This window comes from Actinophytocola sp. NPDC049390, from assembly GCF_044466355.1.
Lineage (GTDB): Bacteria > Actinomycetota > Actinomycetes > Mycobacteriales > Pseudonocardiaceae > Actinophytocola.
Genome location: NZ_JBITMQ010000003.1, coordinates 126,499 through 141,494, shown reverse-complemented (window position 1 = coordinate 141,494; position 14,996 = coordinate 126,499). Strand labels below are relative to the sequence as shown.

The 14,996-nt window shown below is 71.5% G+C and carries 16 protein-coding genes; 8 read left to right on the top strand and 8 right to left on the bottom strand.

Features of this window, described 5'->3' with window-relative positions:
• Positions 1-18 precede the first annotated feature (18 nt).
• From ACIBVP_RS11655 to ACIBVP_RS11645, 3 genes are all read left to right on the top strand, one after another.
• The gene (locus tag ACIBVP_RS11655; RefSeq protein ID WP_396106019.1) at positions 19-270 is read left to right on the top strand and encodes an acyl carrier protein; all 252 of its coding nucleotides are present in this window, start codon (positions 19-21) and stop codon (positions 268-270) included.
• Positions 271-314: 44 nt separating this feature from the next.
• Positions 315-1,562, top strand: a complete 1,248-nt coding sequence (locus ACIBVP_RS11650) for a beta-ketoacyl-[acyl-carrier-protein] synthase family protein (protein ID WP_396106018.1) — start codon at positions 315-317, stop codon at positions 1,560-1,562.
• 163 nt (positions 1,563-1,725) lie between these two features.
• Positions 1,726-2,622 carry a peptidoglycan-binding protein gene (locus ACIBVP_RS11645; RefSeq protein WP_396106017.1) on the top strand — a complete coding sequence of 299 codons (897 nt, stop codon included), beginning with the start codon at positions 1,726-1,728 and terminating at the stop codon, positions 2,620-2,622.
• A gap of 68 nt (positions 2,623-2,690) precedes the next feature.
• Here the strand turns inward: ACIBVP_RS11645 and ACIBVP_RS11640 are convergent, their stop codons facing one another.
• The gene (locus ACIBVP_RS11640; RefSeq protein ID WP_396106016.1) at positions 2,691-3,278 is read right to left on the bottom strand and encodes a hypothetical protein; all 588 of its coding nucleotides are present in this window, start codon (positions 3,276-3,278) and stop codon (positions 2,691-2,693) included.
• A 19-nt stretch (positions 3,279-3,297) separates the two neighbouring features.
• On the bottom strand, positions 3,298-3,789 hold the full coding sequence (locus ACIBVP_RS11635) for a DUF3145 domain-containing protein (RefSeq protein WP_396106015.1): 492 nt from the start codon (positions 3,787-3,789) through the stop codon (positions 3,298-3,300).
• A gap of 186 nt (positions 3,790-3,975) precedes the next feature.
• Between ACIBVP_RS11635 and ACIBVP_RS11630 the strand changes: the two genes are divergently transcribed.
• Positions 3,976-5,277, top strand: coding sequence for a hypothetical protein (locus ACIBVP_RS11630; protein ID WP_396106014.1), 1,302 nt, complete (start codon positions 3,976-3,978; stop codon positions 5,275-5,277).
• Here ACIBVP_RS11630 and ACIBVP_RS11625 read toward each other — a convergent pair.
• The gene (locus ACIBVP_RS11625) at positions 5,267-6,217 is read right to left on the bottom strand and encodes a pyridoxal-phosphate dependent enzyme (RefSeq protein ID WP_396106013.1); all 951 of its coding nucleotides are present in this window, start codon (positions 6,215-6,217) and stop codon (positions 5,267-5,269) included. The two genes, ACIBVP_RS11630 and ACIBVP_RS11625, sit on opposite strands and share 11 nt — an antisense overlap.
• An 86-nt stretch (positions 6,218-6,303) precedes the next feature.
• Between ACIBVP_RS11625 and ACIBVP_RS11620 the strand changes: the two genes are divergently transcribed.
• Entirely contained in the window at positions 6,304-6,648 is a 345-nt protein-coding gene (locus tag ACIBVP_RS11620) for an Lsr2 family protein (RefSeq protein WP_396106012.1), read from the top strand.
• On the opposite strand, the gene ACIBVP_RS11615 is transcribed toward ACIBVP_RS11620, so the two are convergent.
• Positions 6,645-7,520 (bottom strand): oxygenase MpaB family protein, encoded by an 876-nt coding sequence (locus ACIBVP_RS11615; protein ID WP_396106011.1) that lies wholly within the window; start codon positions 7,518-7,520, stop codon positions 6,645-6,647. The two genes, ACIBVP_RS11620 and ACIBVP_RS11615, sit on opposite strands and share 4 nt — an antisense overlap.
• Between ACIBVP_RS11615 and ACIBVP_RS11610 the strand changes: the two genes are divergently transcribed.
• Positions 7,519-8,043 carry an isochorismatase family protein gene (locus ACIBVP_RS11610; RefSeq protein WP_396106010.1) on the top strand — a complete coding sequence of 175 codons (525 nt, stop codon included), beginning with the start codon at positions 7,519-7,521 and terminating at the stop codon, positions 8,041-8,043. The two genes, ACIBVP_RS11615 and ACIBVP_RS11610, sit on opposite strands and share 2 nt — an antisense overlap.
• A 64-nt stretch (positions 8,044-8,107) precedes the next feature.
• Entirely contained in the window at positions 8,108-8,818 is a 711-nt protein-coding gene (locus ACIBVP_RS11605; protein ID WP_396106009.1) for a DUF2625 family protein, read from the top strand.
• Positions 8,819-9,105: 287 nt separating this feature from the next.
• Here ACIBVP_RS11605 and ACIBVP_RS11600 read toward each other — a convergent pair whose 3' ends face one another.
• From ACIBVP_RS11600 to ACIBVP_RS11590, 3 genes are read right to left on the bottom strand one after another with little or no spacing between them, the layout of a single operon-like run.
• Positions 9,106-10,659 carry an acetolactate synthase large subunit gene (locus ACIBVP_RS11600; protein WP_396106008.1) on the bottom strand — a complete coding sequence of 518 codons (1,554 nt, stop codon included), beginning with the start codon at positions 10,657-10,659 and terminating at the stop codon, positions 9,106-9,108.
• Positions 10,660-10,671: 12 nt separating this feature from the next.
• A complete protein-coding gene (locus tag ACIBVP_RS11595) occupies positions 10,672-12,045 on the bottom strand; it encodes an FAD-binding oxidoreductase (RefSeq protein ID WP_396106007.1) in 1,374 nt (457 codons plus the stop codon).
• Positions 12,046-12,088: 43 nt separating this feature from the next.
• Entirely contained in the window at positions 12,089-13,108 is a 1,020-nt protein-coding gene (locus ACIBVP_RS11590) for an NAD(P)/FAD-dependent oxidoreductase (protein ID WP_396106006.1), read from the bottom strand.
• A 164-nt stretch (positions 13,109-13,272) separates the two neighbouring features.
• Between ACIBVP_RS11590 and ACIBVP_RS11585 the strand changes: the two genes are divergently transcribed.
• Positions 13,273-14,064, top strand: coding sequence for an rRNA adenine N(6)-methyltransferase family protein (locus tag ACIBVP_RS11585; protein WP_396106005.1), 792 nt, complete (start codon positions 13,273-13,275; stop codon positions 14,062-14,064).
• On the opposite strand, the gene ACIBVP_RS11580 is transcribed toward ACIBVP_RS11585, so the two are convergent.
• Complete coding sequence (locus ACIBVP_RS11580) at positions 14,039-14,932, bottom strand: LysR family transcriptional regulator (protein ID WP_396106004.1); 894 nt, start codon at positions 14,930-14,932, stop codon at positions 14,039-14,041. The genes ACIBVP_RS11585 and ACIBVP_RS11580 overlap by 26 nt on opposite strands.
• Between the last annotated feature and the right edge of the window lie 64 nt (positions 14,933-14,996).

Genomic DNA, 14,996 nt, shown 5'->3' with positions numbered 1-14,996 from the left:
ACAAAGGAGATAAGAAGCATGGCAGAGAAGCCCACCGACGAGGAGATCCTGGCCGGCCTCGCCGAGATCGTCGAAGAGGTCGCCGGCGTGGAGGCCGACGAGGTCACCGCCGACAAGTCCTTCGTGGACGACCTGGACATCGACTCGCTGTCGATGGTGGAGATCGCCGTGCAGGCGGAAGACCGCTTCGAGGTCAAGATCCCGGACGCGGAGCTCGCCAACCTGAAGACCGTCGGCGACGCCGTGACGTACGTCTCGAAGAACGCCTGACGGGTTCACCAGAAGACACCCTGAGTAAGGATCACGGAGACGCCATGAGCACGGTCGAAGTCGTCGTCACCGGTATGGGCGCGACCACTCCGCTCGGCGGTGACGTCACGTCCACATGGGACGGGCTGATCGCCGGCCGCAACGGAATCAAACCCAACGACACCGAGTGGGCGGAGAAGTACGGCCTGCCGTCCCGGCTCATGGCCCCGTTGGCCGTGGAGCCGTCCGAGGTCCTGCCCAGGGTGCAACTGCGCAGGATGGACCGTTGCGAGCAGATCGCGGTCATCGCGGCCCGGCAGGCCTGGGCGGACGCCGGGTACGAACTGCCGTCCGACGAGCACGAGCCGGTCGACCCCGACCGCCTCGGCGTCGCGATCGGCACCGGCATCGGCGGTCCGGTCACGCTGCTCGACCAGGACGACCTGCTGGAGCAGCACGGCCTGCGCAAGGTGTCACCGCTGACCGTGCCGATGCTGATGCCCAACGGGCCCGCGGCTCTGGTCAGCATCGAACTGCGGGCACGGGCCGGGGTGCACTCCCCGGCGTCGGCCTGCGCGTCCGGTGCCGAGGGCCTGGCCCAGGCGTACCAGATGATCCAGACCGGTCGCGCGGACGTGGTGGTCGCGGGCGGCGCGGAGGCGTGCATCCACCCGATCACGGTGGCCGGCTTCGCGCAGTCCCGCACCCTCTCGCTGCGCAACGACGAGCCCGAGCGGGCGTCCCGCCCGTTCGACGTCGACCGCGACGGGTTCATCCTCGGTGAGGGTTCCGGTGTGCTCGTGCTGGAGTCGGCCGAGCACGCACGGGCCCGTGGCGCGCGGGTCTACGGCAAGCTCGCGGGCACCGGGATCACCTCGGACGCCTACCACATCACGGGCAACCACCCCGAGGGCATCGGCCAGATCAACGCGATGACCCAGGCGATCCGGCAGGCCGGGCTCACCCCCGCCGACATCGGCCACGTCAACGCCCACGCCACGTCGACGGTCGTCGGCGACATCGGCGAGGCGGTCGCGATCAAGAAGGCGGTCGGTGACCACGCGGTGCTGACCGCCCCGAAGGGTTCGATCGGCCACCTGGTCGGCGGCGCGGGCGCGGTCGAGAGCATCGTGACCCTGCTGGCGATCTACCACGGCATCATCCCGGCGACCAGGAACCTGGAGAACCAGGACCCGAAGGTCGAGCTGGACGTCGTGGCCGGGGAGGCGCGCAAACTCGACCTGACCGCCGCGATGAACGACTCGTTCGGGTTCGGCGGGCACAACGTGGCGCTGGTCTTCACCGCGGCATGAGCCCTGCCGCGTGAGTTTTTCGAAGGGCACCTTTCCGCGAAGGTGCCCTTCGTGCATCTGGGCCTTATGCCTGGAACGAACGGCTGGTTAGTGTTTTTCCGACCGTTCGTACCCTGCGCGAAAGGCCATGCACATGCGATTACCCCGAGTCCTCTCGATAACGGTGGCCGTCCTGGCCGCCATGTTCCTGTTCAGCCCGTCCGCGAACGCCCTCCCCGCCTGGCCCAACGTCGGCCAGGGCGCCACCGGACCGAACGTGACCACGGTGCAGTACCTGCTCCGCCACCACGGCCACGGCATCGCCGCCGACGGCGAGTTCGGGCCGGCCACCAAGTCCGCGGTCGTGGCGTTCCAGAGCGCCAACGGTCTCACCGCCGACGGGACGGTGGGCGCCCAGACGTGGCCGAAGTTGATCGTCTCGGTCCGGCAGGGCAGTACCGGCGAAGCGGTGCGCGCCGCACAGACGCAGCTCAACCGGTACGGCTCGGGCCTCGCCGTGGACGGGCAGTTCGGCGCGGCCACCGACCGTGCCGTCCGCACGTTCCAGGGCGCGCACGGGCTCGCGGTCGACGGCGTGGTCGGCCCGCAGACGTGGCAGACCCTCGTCGGCGGCGGTGGCGGTGGCACGGGTGGCTGGGCGCTGCCGCTGGACCGTGCCGCGGCAGGCCGCTCGGACTACAACGTCGGGCACTGGGACGGCACCCCCGCGATCGACCTGATCGTGTCGTACGTGCCCGCGTACTCGATGACGGCCTCCCGCGCCGAGCATTACTCCAGCACGACCTGCGGCATCGGTCTGCGACTGGTGCGGTCGGACGGCGCGCGGATCGTGTACTGCCACCTGTCGGCCCGCTCGGTGGCGAACGGCGCGTCGGTGAGCGCCGGGACCAGGGTCGGGACGACCGGCGACACCGGCAACTCCGGCGCTCCGCACCTGCACATCGAGATCCGCTCGGCGGACGGCGTGAAGCGCTGCCCGCAACCGCTGCTGCTGGCGATCTACGACGGCGTGACCCCGCCGAGCCTGTCAAGCCTGCCGACATCCAACTGCGGCTCCTGACCGGCACCTCCCTGAAAGCCGCTTTCGGGACACTGAACGTCCCGAAAGCGGCTTTCAGGGCATGGAGCTCAGCCGCAGGGTTCGTGCTGGGGTGTCGCCGACGCGGGGCCGGCTGCGAGCTTCCAGTCGCCGTCCTCCGTGGAGAACGCCCACACGACGTTCCAGTGGATGCACGGCCGCGGCAGCTCCCGGGGCGCGTCCGCGACGTCCTGCGTGCTGGTGAACGTCAACAGCACCCGCGCCGTCCCGTCGCCGCGGGCCTCGACGCGGTGCATGACGATGTTGCCGTCCCTGGTGCTCCGGAACTCCTTCTGCCACTTCTGTTCCGGCTGGTTGGTCTGCCGCTCGTAGGTGACCGCCGACGACCAGCGCTCGTAGTCCTTGTCGTTGATGGCCTCGAAGTACGTCTGGAGCAGCGGCTGGAGCGTCCCGTACAGCGGGTGGGCGACCGCGTCCGCGGTGCCCTGCACGGTCGCGGGCCCCGGCTGTTGCCCGGAGGGCTTCGGCGACGGCGACGTCGCCACCACGGTCGGCGGCGGATCGGCGGGAGTTTCCGAGTACAGGTCACGCGCCAGCAGGCCGCCGAGGGCGGTCGCGATCACCGTGATCAGCAGCACCGGCAGCAGCCACAGCTGCCGAGGGGACCCCGTGGACACGTGGGCAAGACTGCCACGTTCACCCGACGCGGTGCAGCCAGGTCACCGGAGCGCCGTCGCCGGCCCGCCGGAACGGCTCCAGCGCGGCGTCCCACGACGCGCCCAGCAGCTCGTCGACCTTGTGGGCGAACGCCTCACCCGCGCGGGCGGTAACCGCGATGGCACGCAGTTGGTCCTCGCCGACGACGATGTCACCGTTCGCGCTGGTCCTCGCACGCCAGAGCCCGAGAGTGGGGGCGAAGCAGAACCGCTCACCGTCGACGCCGGGGCTCGGCTCCTCGGTGACCTCGAAGCGCAGCATGGGCCAGGCCTTGAGGGCGGCGACCAGTTTCGCGCCCGTGCCTGGATCGCCGGTCCACCCGCACTCGGCGCGGAGCTGACCGGCTGCTTCGGGCTGCGCGGTCCACTGGAGGTTCGCACGTACCCCGAGGGTGCCCGAAATAGCCCACTCGACGTGCGGACATACCGCAGACGGCGACGAGTGGACGTACACAACGCCACGAGTGCTCACTGCTGACCTCCGCTGCTCGACGAGGATTCGTCTTCCCCTACGTCCTCGTGACAGCTTGACCTTCAGTGACACACGTCGCGTCCATTGTGCCCTGACCACGGGCAGTTACGCCACACTATCGGCCCTTGGCTACCGTGGTGCCGTCGGGCCTGTCGGTCCGCATGCGTTCTGTCAGGGGGGTGCGCGGTGCGGGTGGTGCGGATCGGTGACGAGGCATCGATCGTGGGCGCTGACGTGCGCGCGGCGTTGACGTCGTGGGGCCGCGGCGACTCGATCGTGGGCGGAGTCGCCCTCATCGGGTTACACCCGCAAGGTGCCGACCGGCCGGTCGACGCGGTGGTTCTGCTGCCGAGGGGCGTGCTGGTCGTCGTGGGGGTCGACCTGCCGGACCCGGCGGTCCGGCTCGACGCGCCGATGTCCGGCCAGTGGAAGACCGACGGCTGGCCACTCGTGCGCCCGGACGGCGCGGTGAACCCCGCCGCCGACGCGTTGGAGGTCGTCGGCGTGATCAGTCGCACGCTGGAGGCCGCGAAGGTCGAGCCGCTGCCGGTGGGCACGGTCGTGGCGGTCGGGCCGTACGTGTCGCAGGTCCACCAGCCGACCTCGGACCTGCTGCGCGGGGTGCGGATCCTGCACCCGGAACCCAAGACGCTGCTGAACGCGTCCCGTGAGCTGGCGGTCCACCAGCGGCCGTGCACGATCGCGCAGGCAGCCGCGATCATCGCCGCGCTCGCCCCCGACGCGGGCGACATCGATCTGTCCGGCGACCTGTCCGGCGAGGGCTTCGCGAGCACCGCCGTCCCGGAACTGGCCGCCGCCAGCACGACGATCATCCCTCGCGTGGCGACCGCGCGGCAGCGCCCGTCGGCGCAGCCGGCGAAGCCGAAGCGGGCGGGCTCCCCCATCCGGTGGCTGCCCGCCGGCGCGGCGGTGCTGGTGGCGTTGCTGCTGCTCACGGGCATCGTGTACGCGGTCACGTCCTCCGGTGACCCGGACGACGAGGTGCAGGACGCGACCACGACCCGCACCGAGACCAGCGGCGTGACCGTCGACGGCCTCGTGTTCGAGCCGAAGGGCACGATCAGCGACACCGACTGCGCGGCGCACGCGTACGGCGACGTGCAGGTGTGGCTGGAACGCAACCGCTGCTCGGAGCTGGTGCGGGCCCGCTACGAGTCCACAACGGACGGCAAGCGCGCCGCGGTCCTGGTCGCCGTGCTGCGGTTCCCGGAGACCGCGCTGGCCGGGGAGCTGAACGAGATCACGGACCAGCCGGGCAGCGGCGCGGTCGCCGACGCGTCGACCGAGGGCGAGCCGTGGCCGGGCAGGTCCAAGCCGTTCTTCGAGTCGGCCGCGTTCGCGAGCGGCCGGGAGGGCAACAGCCTCAAGCTCGTGCAGGCCGTGTGGATCGGCGCGCCGTCCACACCGGACGACGCGACCCTGACGAAGATCGCCGACAGCGCGCTTCAGATCCAGGTCAACGCCTAGCTTCGGCGGCGAGGTCGGGGGCGTAGCCGAAGAGGCCGGGGGCACCGCCGGTGTGCCAGAACACGACCGTCTCACCGGGACGCACGCCCGCGACCAACCCGGCCGCCGCCTTCCCGGTGTACACGGGGTCGAGCACGATGCCCTCGCTGCGCGCGAACAGCCGCAGCGCCGCCCACACCTCGTCGGTCGGCACGCCGTAGCCGTCGCCGAGCGCGCGGTCGTCGGGGGTGACGTGGTCGAGCTTCGGCTCGCCGGAGGCCAGCACCTCGGCGGCGAGCCCCGCGACCTGCTCGACCACCGCCATGGCCGCGTCCGCCTTCCGTGACACGGTGACGGCGGTGATCGGCGTGTCGGTGCCGAGCGCGAGTCCGGCCACCGTGCCCCCGCTGCCCAGCGCGCAGACGATCCGGTCGACCTCGCGGTCCCCCAGTTGTTCCCGCAGCTCGGCCGCGGCGGCGACGTAGCCGAGCACTCCGAGTCCGCTCGACCCGCCGACCGGCAGCGTCACGGTCCGGTCGTCGGAGAGTTCGGCGGCGAGCGCGGCCGCCTCGTCGTCGGTGTCGCACAGGTGCACCCGGGCGCCGAACAACTCGTCGAGCGCGACGTTGCCGGACCGGTCGTAGGCGAAGCCGGAGCGCGGCACGGAACGCGTGAGCACCAGCTCGCACCGCAACCCGAGCCGCGCGCAGGACGCGGCGGTGAGCCTGCCGTGGTTGGTCTGCACCCCACCGAACGTGACGATCTTCTCGGCGCCGTCGGCGAGCGCGGCGGCGAGCGTGAACTCGAGCTTGCGCAGCTTGTTGCCGCCGAGCCCGACGCCGCCGACGTCGTCCCGCTTCACGAGCACCGTCGCGCCGAGCTCTGCGCTCAGGCGAGGACACGGGTCGAGCGGCGAAGGCCAGGAACCGAGGGGGACGCGGGGAAAGGCCGAGAGATCCACACGACGAGTCTGCCGCCGCGCGGGTCGTGACGCCACACCGCGCTAAGCTCGTGGCGTTCAATTCTGATCCGAATGCGGAGGACCTTGTGGCGCAGCGAACGATTCTCGAACTGGTCGACGACCTCGACGGCGAGAAGGCCGACGAGACCGTGACCTTCGCCCTTGACGGGGTCGAGTTCGAGATCGACCTGTCCGCCGACAACGCCGCCCGCCTGCGGGACACGCTGGCGGAGTTCGTCGGCCACGCCCGCCGCGTCGGAGGCCGCAAGCAGCGCGGTACCGCCACACCGAAGGTGCCGGCGACCGGCAACGGCAAGCCGGACACGCAGGCCGTGCGTGAGTGGGCCCGCAGCCAGGGCGAGACGGTCGCCGAGCGTGGCCGCGTGCCGCAGGCGCTCGTGATCCGCTTCCAGGAAGCGCACGCCAACTAGGCGGCGGCGGGCAGCTTCCGCGCGGACGGAAACGCCCACGTGCCAAGGCGTCGCGCCGCGAGCACCGGGTGCGGCACCAGCGGCCCGAGCCGCGGCTCGCGGACCACGGTCCGCACGGTCTTCTGCAGAGCCCGCAACGTCTCCGAGAGCCCCTTCATCATCGCCGTGCTCACGGCGTACGGATAGGCGCGCCGCCCGTACAGGGACACCGCCCAACGCGGCAGCAGCGAGTACGCCAGGTGCCCCACCAACGGCTCGTACACGGACAACCCCAGTGCGAGCCGCCCACCGACCGGCGGCCGGTGCAGGAAGTCGTAGATCGCGTCGGTGTCCTCGGTGCGCCGCAACAACGGCCGCATGTCCCGCAGATAGGCGCGCATCGCGGCGACGGACCCCGGCACCTCGTCCGGATCCAGGCCCACCAACGCCGCCGACCGGCGCTGCTCGTCGAGGTACCGGTCGGCGTGCGCGGCGGTGAGCGGAAACCCGGCCCGCCGCACAACGGTCAGGAACGACGAGACTTCCGCGCAGTGCACCCACAGCAACAGCTCCGGCTCGTCGATGCGGAACGTGCGCCCCTCGTACACACCGCGCAACGACCGGTGCACGGCGCGCACCTTCGCCGCCTGCCGTTCGACCTCGTCACGTGGGCAGTACGTGACCGCGCCCACGAAGTTGGCGGTGCGCACGAGCCTGCCGAGCGGATCGCCCCGGAAGTCCGAGTTCTGCACGATGCCCGCCACCGCGCGGGGGTGCAGTGCCTGCAGGTAGAGGCTCCGGATACCGGCGAGCCACATGGCGGGTTCCGCGTGCAGCTGCCAGCTGACCGAGTCCGGGCCGAACAAGCCGACGTCGTTAGGCTTCGCGGACATGAGCCCATTGAACCTCGATCCGAGGCGCACGGCGATGGTCCTGATCGATCTGATGCCGAGGATCATCGCGTTGCCGACCGCGCCGCACTCGGGTGAGCAGGTCTTCTCCCGGTGCGTGCGGCTGGCGGACGCGTTCCGCGCGCGCGGTGGGCTCGTGATGTGGGTCCGCGTCGAACGGCCGGGTGGCGTGCAACCCGAGGGCAGCGAGCTGGCCGTCACGCCGGCCGAGGGTGACGTGGTGGTGGTGAAGCACAGCTGGGGCGCGTTCGGGAACAGCGACATCGCCGACCGCCTGCGCGAACACGACGTGGAGACGGTCGTGTTCGGTGGCATCGCGACGAACTTCGGTGTCGAGTCCACCGCTCGTGCCGCCGACGACCACGGTTACTCGGTCGTCCTGGTCACGGACGCGATGGCGGGCCTGGACCAGCACGCGCACGACTTCGCGGTGGAGTACGTCTTCCCGAAGCTCGGTGTGGTCGTCACCACCGACGCGCTGCTCGCACAGCTACCTACTCGGTAGCGGCTTCGGTGGAGGCGACGCGTTTGGCCCTCGCGCTCTGACCACGTCTGGCAGTATCCGCCGAGTGCGCGATCTGACCGAGCTGATCAACGTGGCCGACCCGGCATGGCCGGAGCTGCGGGCCGAGCTGGGCAGGGAGCCGGTGCGCATGTTCCCCGGTGATCCGGTGCAGGGCCAGGATTGCCTGCGCCTCCTGCAGGTGACGGCGGCCTCCGCGCTCGGCGCGCTGACCCTGTACACGGGTGGCCTGACCGTGGACAACGGCTGGGTGCGGGTCTTCGGCGGCGCGGCCGCACCGGACGGCCCCCCGAACCTGGCGCACGTCAACCGGATGCACGACCCGAGCTGGCAACGGGAAGCCGGGCTGGTCGTGGGGCAGGACGTGCTGGGCGGGGTGTTCGTGCTGAACGGCGTCAACCCGTCCGGGTACGGCAGGCCGGGGGCGCCGGGCCAGATGGTGTACTTCGCGCCGGACACGTTGGAGTGGGAGGCCCTGGACCTGGGGCACAGCGCGTGGTTGTCGTGGCTGGCGGCAGGTGGCACGACGAGCTTCTACAAGAGTCTGCGGTGGCCTGGGTGGGAAGCCGAGACCCGGGCGCTGGGTTCGTCGCACGGGATCGCGGTGTACCCGTTTCTGTGGAGCGAGCAAGCCCACGCCGATTTGGCCGCCACGGAACGCGGCCCTGCGCCGATGGCGGAGATCCTTGCTCTGAACATCGAGATGTGTGGCCAGTTGGGCCTGCCCGACCCGGGCTTCCTGGGCGCGACCAGCTGACGTGTGCGCGCCGCACGCAGCGTCGGTGGTGTCCTCGCCTGGACGGGCAGGTCTCCGGGAGCGGCCTGTGAGGCTCGGCAAGGGTGGGAGGCCTGCCATCCCCGCTGCGCACCCGCCAAATCAGGCAGACAAGCCTCTGAACTGCGGAAACGCACCACCCAGTAGGTAACCTCAAGCCCCACCCATTCCCGGGGGCCACCCGCCATGCCAGTCTACCGGGGCCTGCCGACAGAACCGGGTGCGAACGGTGTCGTTGTGGATAACCGGTGCACCTGTGGACAAGTCGATCAGAGCAGCGGCGGGACCATCGCCTCGATCAGGTGTGGACCCGGCTCGGCGAGGGCCTTCGCGAACTGGTCGGCCAGCTCCTCGGCGGTGGTGGCCCGGGACGCGGGCACCCCCATCCCGTTGGACATCGACACGAAGTCCAGGTCCGGGCCGGACAGGTCGAGCAACTGCCGCGCCTTCGGGCCGGCCTCGGACGCGCCCACCCGGGACAGCTCCATCCGCAGGATCGCGTAGGCCCGGTTGTTCAGCACCACCGTCGTCACGTCGAGGCCCTCGCGGGCCATCGTCCACAGTGACGACACCGTGTACATCGCGCTGCCGTCGGCCTGCAGGCACACCACCGGCCGGTCCGGGCAGGCGACCGCCGCCCCCACGGCCACCGGCAACCCCTGCCCGATCGCGCCGCCGGTCAACGTCAGCACGTCGTGGCGCGGTGCGCCTACCGTCGTCATCGGGATCATCAGTCCCGACGTGTTGGCCTCGTCGGACACGATCGCGCCCTCGGGCAGCAGCGCGCCGATCACCTCGGTCCAGTTCTGCGGCGTCAGCGCTCCCGACGGCACGCCAGGCCGGACCGCCTCCTGCAGCACCGGCGACGCGTCGGGTGCGACCAGGTCGGCCAGGTGCTCCAGCGCGCCCGTGCCGTCCTCCCCCAGCACCGACAGCACGTGGACCTGACAGCCGTCAGGTACCAGCTCCGACGCCTTGCCGGGGTACGCGAAGAACGACACCGGGCTCTTCGCCCCGACCAGCACCAGGTGCTTGGCCTCCGAGAGCTGCCACTGCACCTGCTCGGCCAGGTACCCGAGCCGCTCGACCGCGGGCAGACCCGCGCCGCGCTCGATGCGGGCCGGGAACGTCTCCGCGAACAGCTTGACCCCGGTCGCGGCGGCGATCCGGCTCGCGGCCACCAACCCGCGCTCACGGGTGGTGCCGTGCCCGAGCAGCAGCACGACCGGCTCCCCGGACCGCACGATCTTCGCGATCTCCGCCACCCGGTCGTCCTCGACGGGCTGGGCCGCGACCGGCTCCACCTGCTCACCGACCATGCCGCCCTCGGCCCACGACACGTCCGCGGGCAGCACCAGGTTCGCCAGCTGGCCGGGCGGCTGCATGGCGGCCGCGACCGCGGCGGCCGCGTCCGCGCCGATCTCCTCCGGGGACTTCGACGTGCGGGACCAGCCGTGCAGCCAGCCGGTCAGCGCGTCGATGTCCGACTCCAGCGGCGCGTCGAAGCCCTTGTGGTAGCGGGCGTGGTCACCGATGACGTTGATCAACGGCGTGTGCGCGCGGCGCGCGTTGTGCAGGTTCGCGAGGCCGTTCGCCATGCCGGGCCCCAGGTGCAGCAGCGTCGCGGCCGGGCGGTCGGCCATGCGGCCGTACCCGTCGGCGGCGCCGGTCACGGTGCCCTCGAACAGCGACAGCACCGCGCGCATCTCCGGCACGGCGTCGAGCGCGGCGACGAAGTGCATCTCGGAGGTGCCGGGGTTCGCGAAGCAGGTGTCGACGCCGCCGTCGACGAGGGTCCGCAGGAGCGCCTGGGCGCCGTTCATCGGTGATACCTCTCAGTCGAAGAGAACGCCGGGGTTCAGGATCCCCCGCGGGTCGAAGGCCTGCTTGATCCGCTTCATCAGCTCGATCTTGGCGGGGTCCTCGAGGTCGAGGAAGTGCTGCTTCTTCTCCCGCCCGATGCCGTGCTCGCCGGAGATCGCGCCGCCCAGCGCCATGCCCGCCGCGAACAGCTCGTGCAGCACCCGGTGCCGCACCTCGGCGTCCTTCTGGAACACGGCCAGGTGCACGTTGCCGTCACCCGCGTGCCCGCAGCCGACCACCAGCGTCTGGTTGCCCTGCGCGATCTCCATGACCTTCGCGAAGAAGTCCGGCAGCGCGGCACGCGGCAGCACGGTGTCGATGATGTCGTCGGCGCCCGCGCCCTTGGCGGTGAAGAACGCCTTCTCACGGGCCTCGATCAGCTTGCGGGCGGCACCGCCGGGCAGCGAGTACACGTCGAGCGAGCCCAGCTCGGACAGCAGCACACCGACCGCCTCGACGTCCTCCTCCAGGCGCTGGGTGGAGTTGTTCTCCAGCATCACCACCAGGTAGGCCTGCGACTTCTCCTTGACCTCGTCCGGGATGCCGAGCTGCAGGTCGGCGGTGTAGGTGATGGCGCCCATCGTGAGCGCGTCGATGTACTCCAGGATCAGCGGCCCGAGGCCCGAGCCGACGACCTTCGGCACCGCCGTCGCGACCGACGCCAGGTCGGGGAACGGCGCGAGGATCGTGGCCTGCTCCTTCATGCGCGGCTGCAGCTTCAGCACGGCCTCGGTGACCAGTGCGAGCGTGCCCTCGGAACCGACGATCAGCTGGGTGAGGTCGTAGCCGGTGGACGCCTTCACGAACTTGCCGCCGGTGCGGATGATCTCGCCGGTCGGCAGCACCGCCTGCAGGCCGAGCACGTGGTGGCGGGTGACGCCGTACTTGACCGCGCGCATGCCGCCCGCGTTGGTCGACACGTTGCCGCCGAGGCTCGCCGACAGCTCGCCCGGGTACACCGGGTAGACCATGCCGACCTCGGCGGTCGCGGCCTCCAGCTCGTGCAGCGTCACGCCCGGTTGCACGACGGCGACGTGGTTGACGGTGTCGATCTCGACGATCTTGTTCATCCGCTCGAACGACACGAGGATGCCGTCCTCGCGGGGCACCGCGCTGCCGGACAGGCCGCTGCCGCTGCCGCGCGCGGTGACCGGCGTGCCGTTCTCGGCGGCGAGCGTGAGCACCGCCGCCACCTCGTCGGCGTTCGCGGGCCGCACGACGTGCGCGGGCTTGGTCGCCGTCGCGGTCAGTGTCTCGTCGTGCGCGTAGTCGTCGCCGATCGCGTCGCCGCTGAGCACGTTTCCGGCACCGACGATCTCCTCGAGCCGTGCCGCAAGGTCCGCCATTGGACTACCTCCCGCATTGGTGAGGGCAACAATAGTTCGCCCGTCACCGTGGCGACATGATCACCGGTGCCGGGATTCGCCCGAGTGCGATGTCGGCACCCGTACGGGCGAGCGCGGGTGCCATCTGGATGCCGTAGCCGCCCTGGCCCGCGAAGAACACGAACCCGGGGTGGTCGGGCCACGAGCCGACGACGGGTTCGCGGTCGGCCACGAACGAACGCAGCCCCGCCCAGGCCGTGCGCACCGACCGCAGCCCCAGCGTGGTGACGGCGTTCACCCGTTCGATGGCGAGCGCGACGTCGGCGTCCTCCGGCTTGACGTCGCCGGGGTCGCTCGCCGTCTCGTCGGCCGGGGAGATCATGAGGCCGCCGCTGTCGGGGCGGAAGTAGAAGCGGTCGGCGGCGTCGGCGACCATCGGCCACGCCGGGTCGGCCTCGGCGGGCACGATCGCGAGGGTGCGGCGCAGCGGCCGCAGCCCGATCGGCGGCACCCCGGCCAGCTCGGCGACCCGGTCGGCCCACGCACCCGCCGCGTTGACCACGACGTCGGCCCTGACGTTCCCCGCGGCCCAGCCGCCGCCGTCGCGCCGCAGGCCGGTGACGGGCGCGCCGGTGCGGATCTCGCCACCGCGTTCCCGCAGCCCGCGGACATAGCGGCTGTGCAGGGCCATCACGTCGATGTCCTGGGCGGTGCGGTCGACGGCCGCGGCGAGCGGTGGCCGCAGGACGCGGCACATCTCGACGGCCCGCTGGGCGGTGACAGGCTCGGCTCCCCCGTTGTCGGTGAGCTTCTCGATGCGCTCGACACCCTCGTCGTCGACGGCGATCCACAGCGCCGGGCGCGGGGTGAGGACGTCGTCGCCGAAGAGGTCCTCGCTGGCCTTCGTGAGCTCGCGGACGACGGGGCCGCCGTAGCTGGGCGCGTAGATCGCGGCGGATCGGCCGGTGGTGTGGCGCGCGAGTTCGGGTTCGGCCTCGACGAGCAGCACGCGTGCGTCGGCGGCCAGCTCGTAGGCGATCGAGACCCCCGCGATGCCGCCACCGATGACCAGTACGTCGACCATGGCGACGAGCTTAATTCGGTTGCCGCGATCACTAACGTGGGCGGTATGAGTGCGTTCTTGAGGCTGCGCCGGCGCTGACAGCGGCGGTTCCCTCTTCCTGACGGCGTTCACGCCGCTGTCTCCAAGCACCCTTGTTCGATTCTCCGGCTTGGAGCCAGGCACTCATGTCTTCCCGACCGCGGCGTCCCGCCGCGTCTTCTTCCGGTGTGCACCTGTTGTCCAGCACACGGGTGATCACCGCGCTCGTGTCCGCAGCCCAGCTGGGCGAGGACGACCTCGTCATCGACTTCGGCGCCGGTCCCGGCACGATCACCGCCCCGCTGGCCCGCACGGGCTCGCGGGTACTGGCCGTCGAACGCGACGCCCGGTTCGTCGCCGACCTGCGCCGCCGCTTCGACGACCGGCCGAGAGTGCGGGTGGTGCACGACGACCTGCGCACGGTCCGCCTGCCACGGCGGGCCTTCGCCGTGGTGGCGAGCATCCCGTTCGCGGTGACGACGCCCTTGTTGCGGCGGCTGCTGACGCCGGGTGCGAGCGGTTTCTCCCGCGCGGAGCTGGTGGTGGAGTGGGGACTCGCGAAACGGCTGACGGCCGCGCGACCCCGGGACCTCGAGTCGGCGTGGTGGTCGTGCCGGTTCGTGCTCACCGTGCGGCGGCGGGTGCCCGCCGAGTGCTTCACGCCCGCACCCCGGGTGGACGCCGCGCACCTGGCCGTGCGCCGCCGGTCCGAAGTGGACCGCCGGACGTCGTCGATCCTGTGGGCGGTGCTGTCGGCGGCCTATGCCCGGCCGAGCGCACCGGCACGGGTGTCGCTGCAGGGGGTGGCCCCACGGCGGATCACGCACCGGCTCCTCGGCGGCCTCCCGGCGGCTGAGGTCCCCGCGGCCGTGTGGCTGGCACTGGCGCAAACCCTGGCGGCGGACCGCAACGTCATCCCGCCGCGCGGCATGCCGTGAGCAGCGCGCGGGCGGAGGCTGTCAGGTACGGCAGGAACCGTTGCACGGCCGCTCTGTCCGTGACCGCGGCGACGACCTTGCGTGGCGTCATGTCCGGGCTGCGGAGTCGCGTGAGGACGATGTCGGGGCGCACCGCTCCCATCAGCAGGCCGGGCACCAGTGTGACGCCCAGACCCGCCGCGACGAGGCCCTGCTTCGCCGTCCACTCCTGCACGACGTACCGCACCTCGGGCCGGAAGCCGGAGCGCAGGCACGCGCCGATCAGGGTGTCCTCGACCGTGGTCGAACCCGCGATCCAGTTCTCCTCCGCCAGTTCGGTGAGCCGCACCGACTTCCGGCGCGCCAGGCGGTGGTCCGGTGGCAGGGCGACGAACTGCGGGTCGTCCAGGACGTGGTGGGTGGTGAGGCCGTCGAGGGCCGGGCCGTGGTTCACCACCGCCACGTCCAGTTCCCCCGCCCGGAGCCGGGCGGCCAGTGCCGCGGTCAGACCGTCCGAAAGGGACAGTTCGACGTTCGGGAAGTCACGCTGGAACGCCGCCATCGCCCTCGGCACCAGCGCGGCCTCGGCGGTCGCGAACGCGCCGATGCGCAGCCTGCCGCCGTCGACGGCGCGCAGCGCGGCCAGTTCCCTACGGGCCACGTCGAGCCGGTCGAGCACCGCCTCCGCGTGCGCGAGCAGCACCCGGCCCTCCTCGGTGAGGCGCACGCCGCGCGCCTCCCGGTCGAACAACGCCACGGCGAGGTCGTCCTCGAGCGCGGCGATCTGCCGGGAGACCGCGGACTGCGTGTACCGCAACGACTTCGCCGCCGAGGTGAACGAGCCGAGCGTCGCCACGACGCGGAAGACGGTGAGCCGGACGGTGTCCATACCCATGAGCGTAGGTCATCACTGGCATACGAATCATTCGCTTGTCGCATGTGCGGGCTCGTTC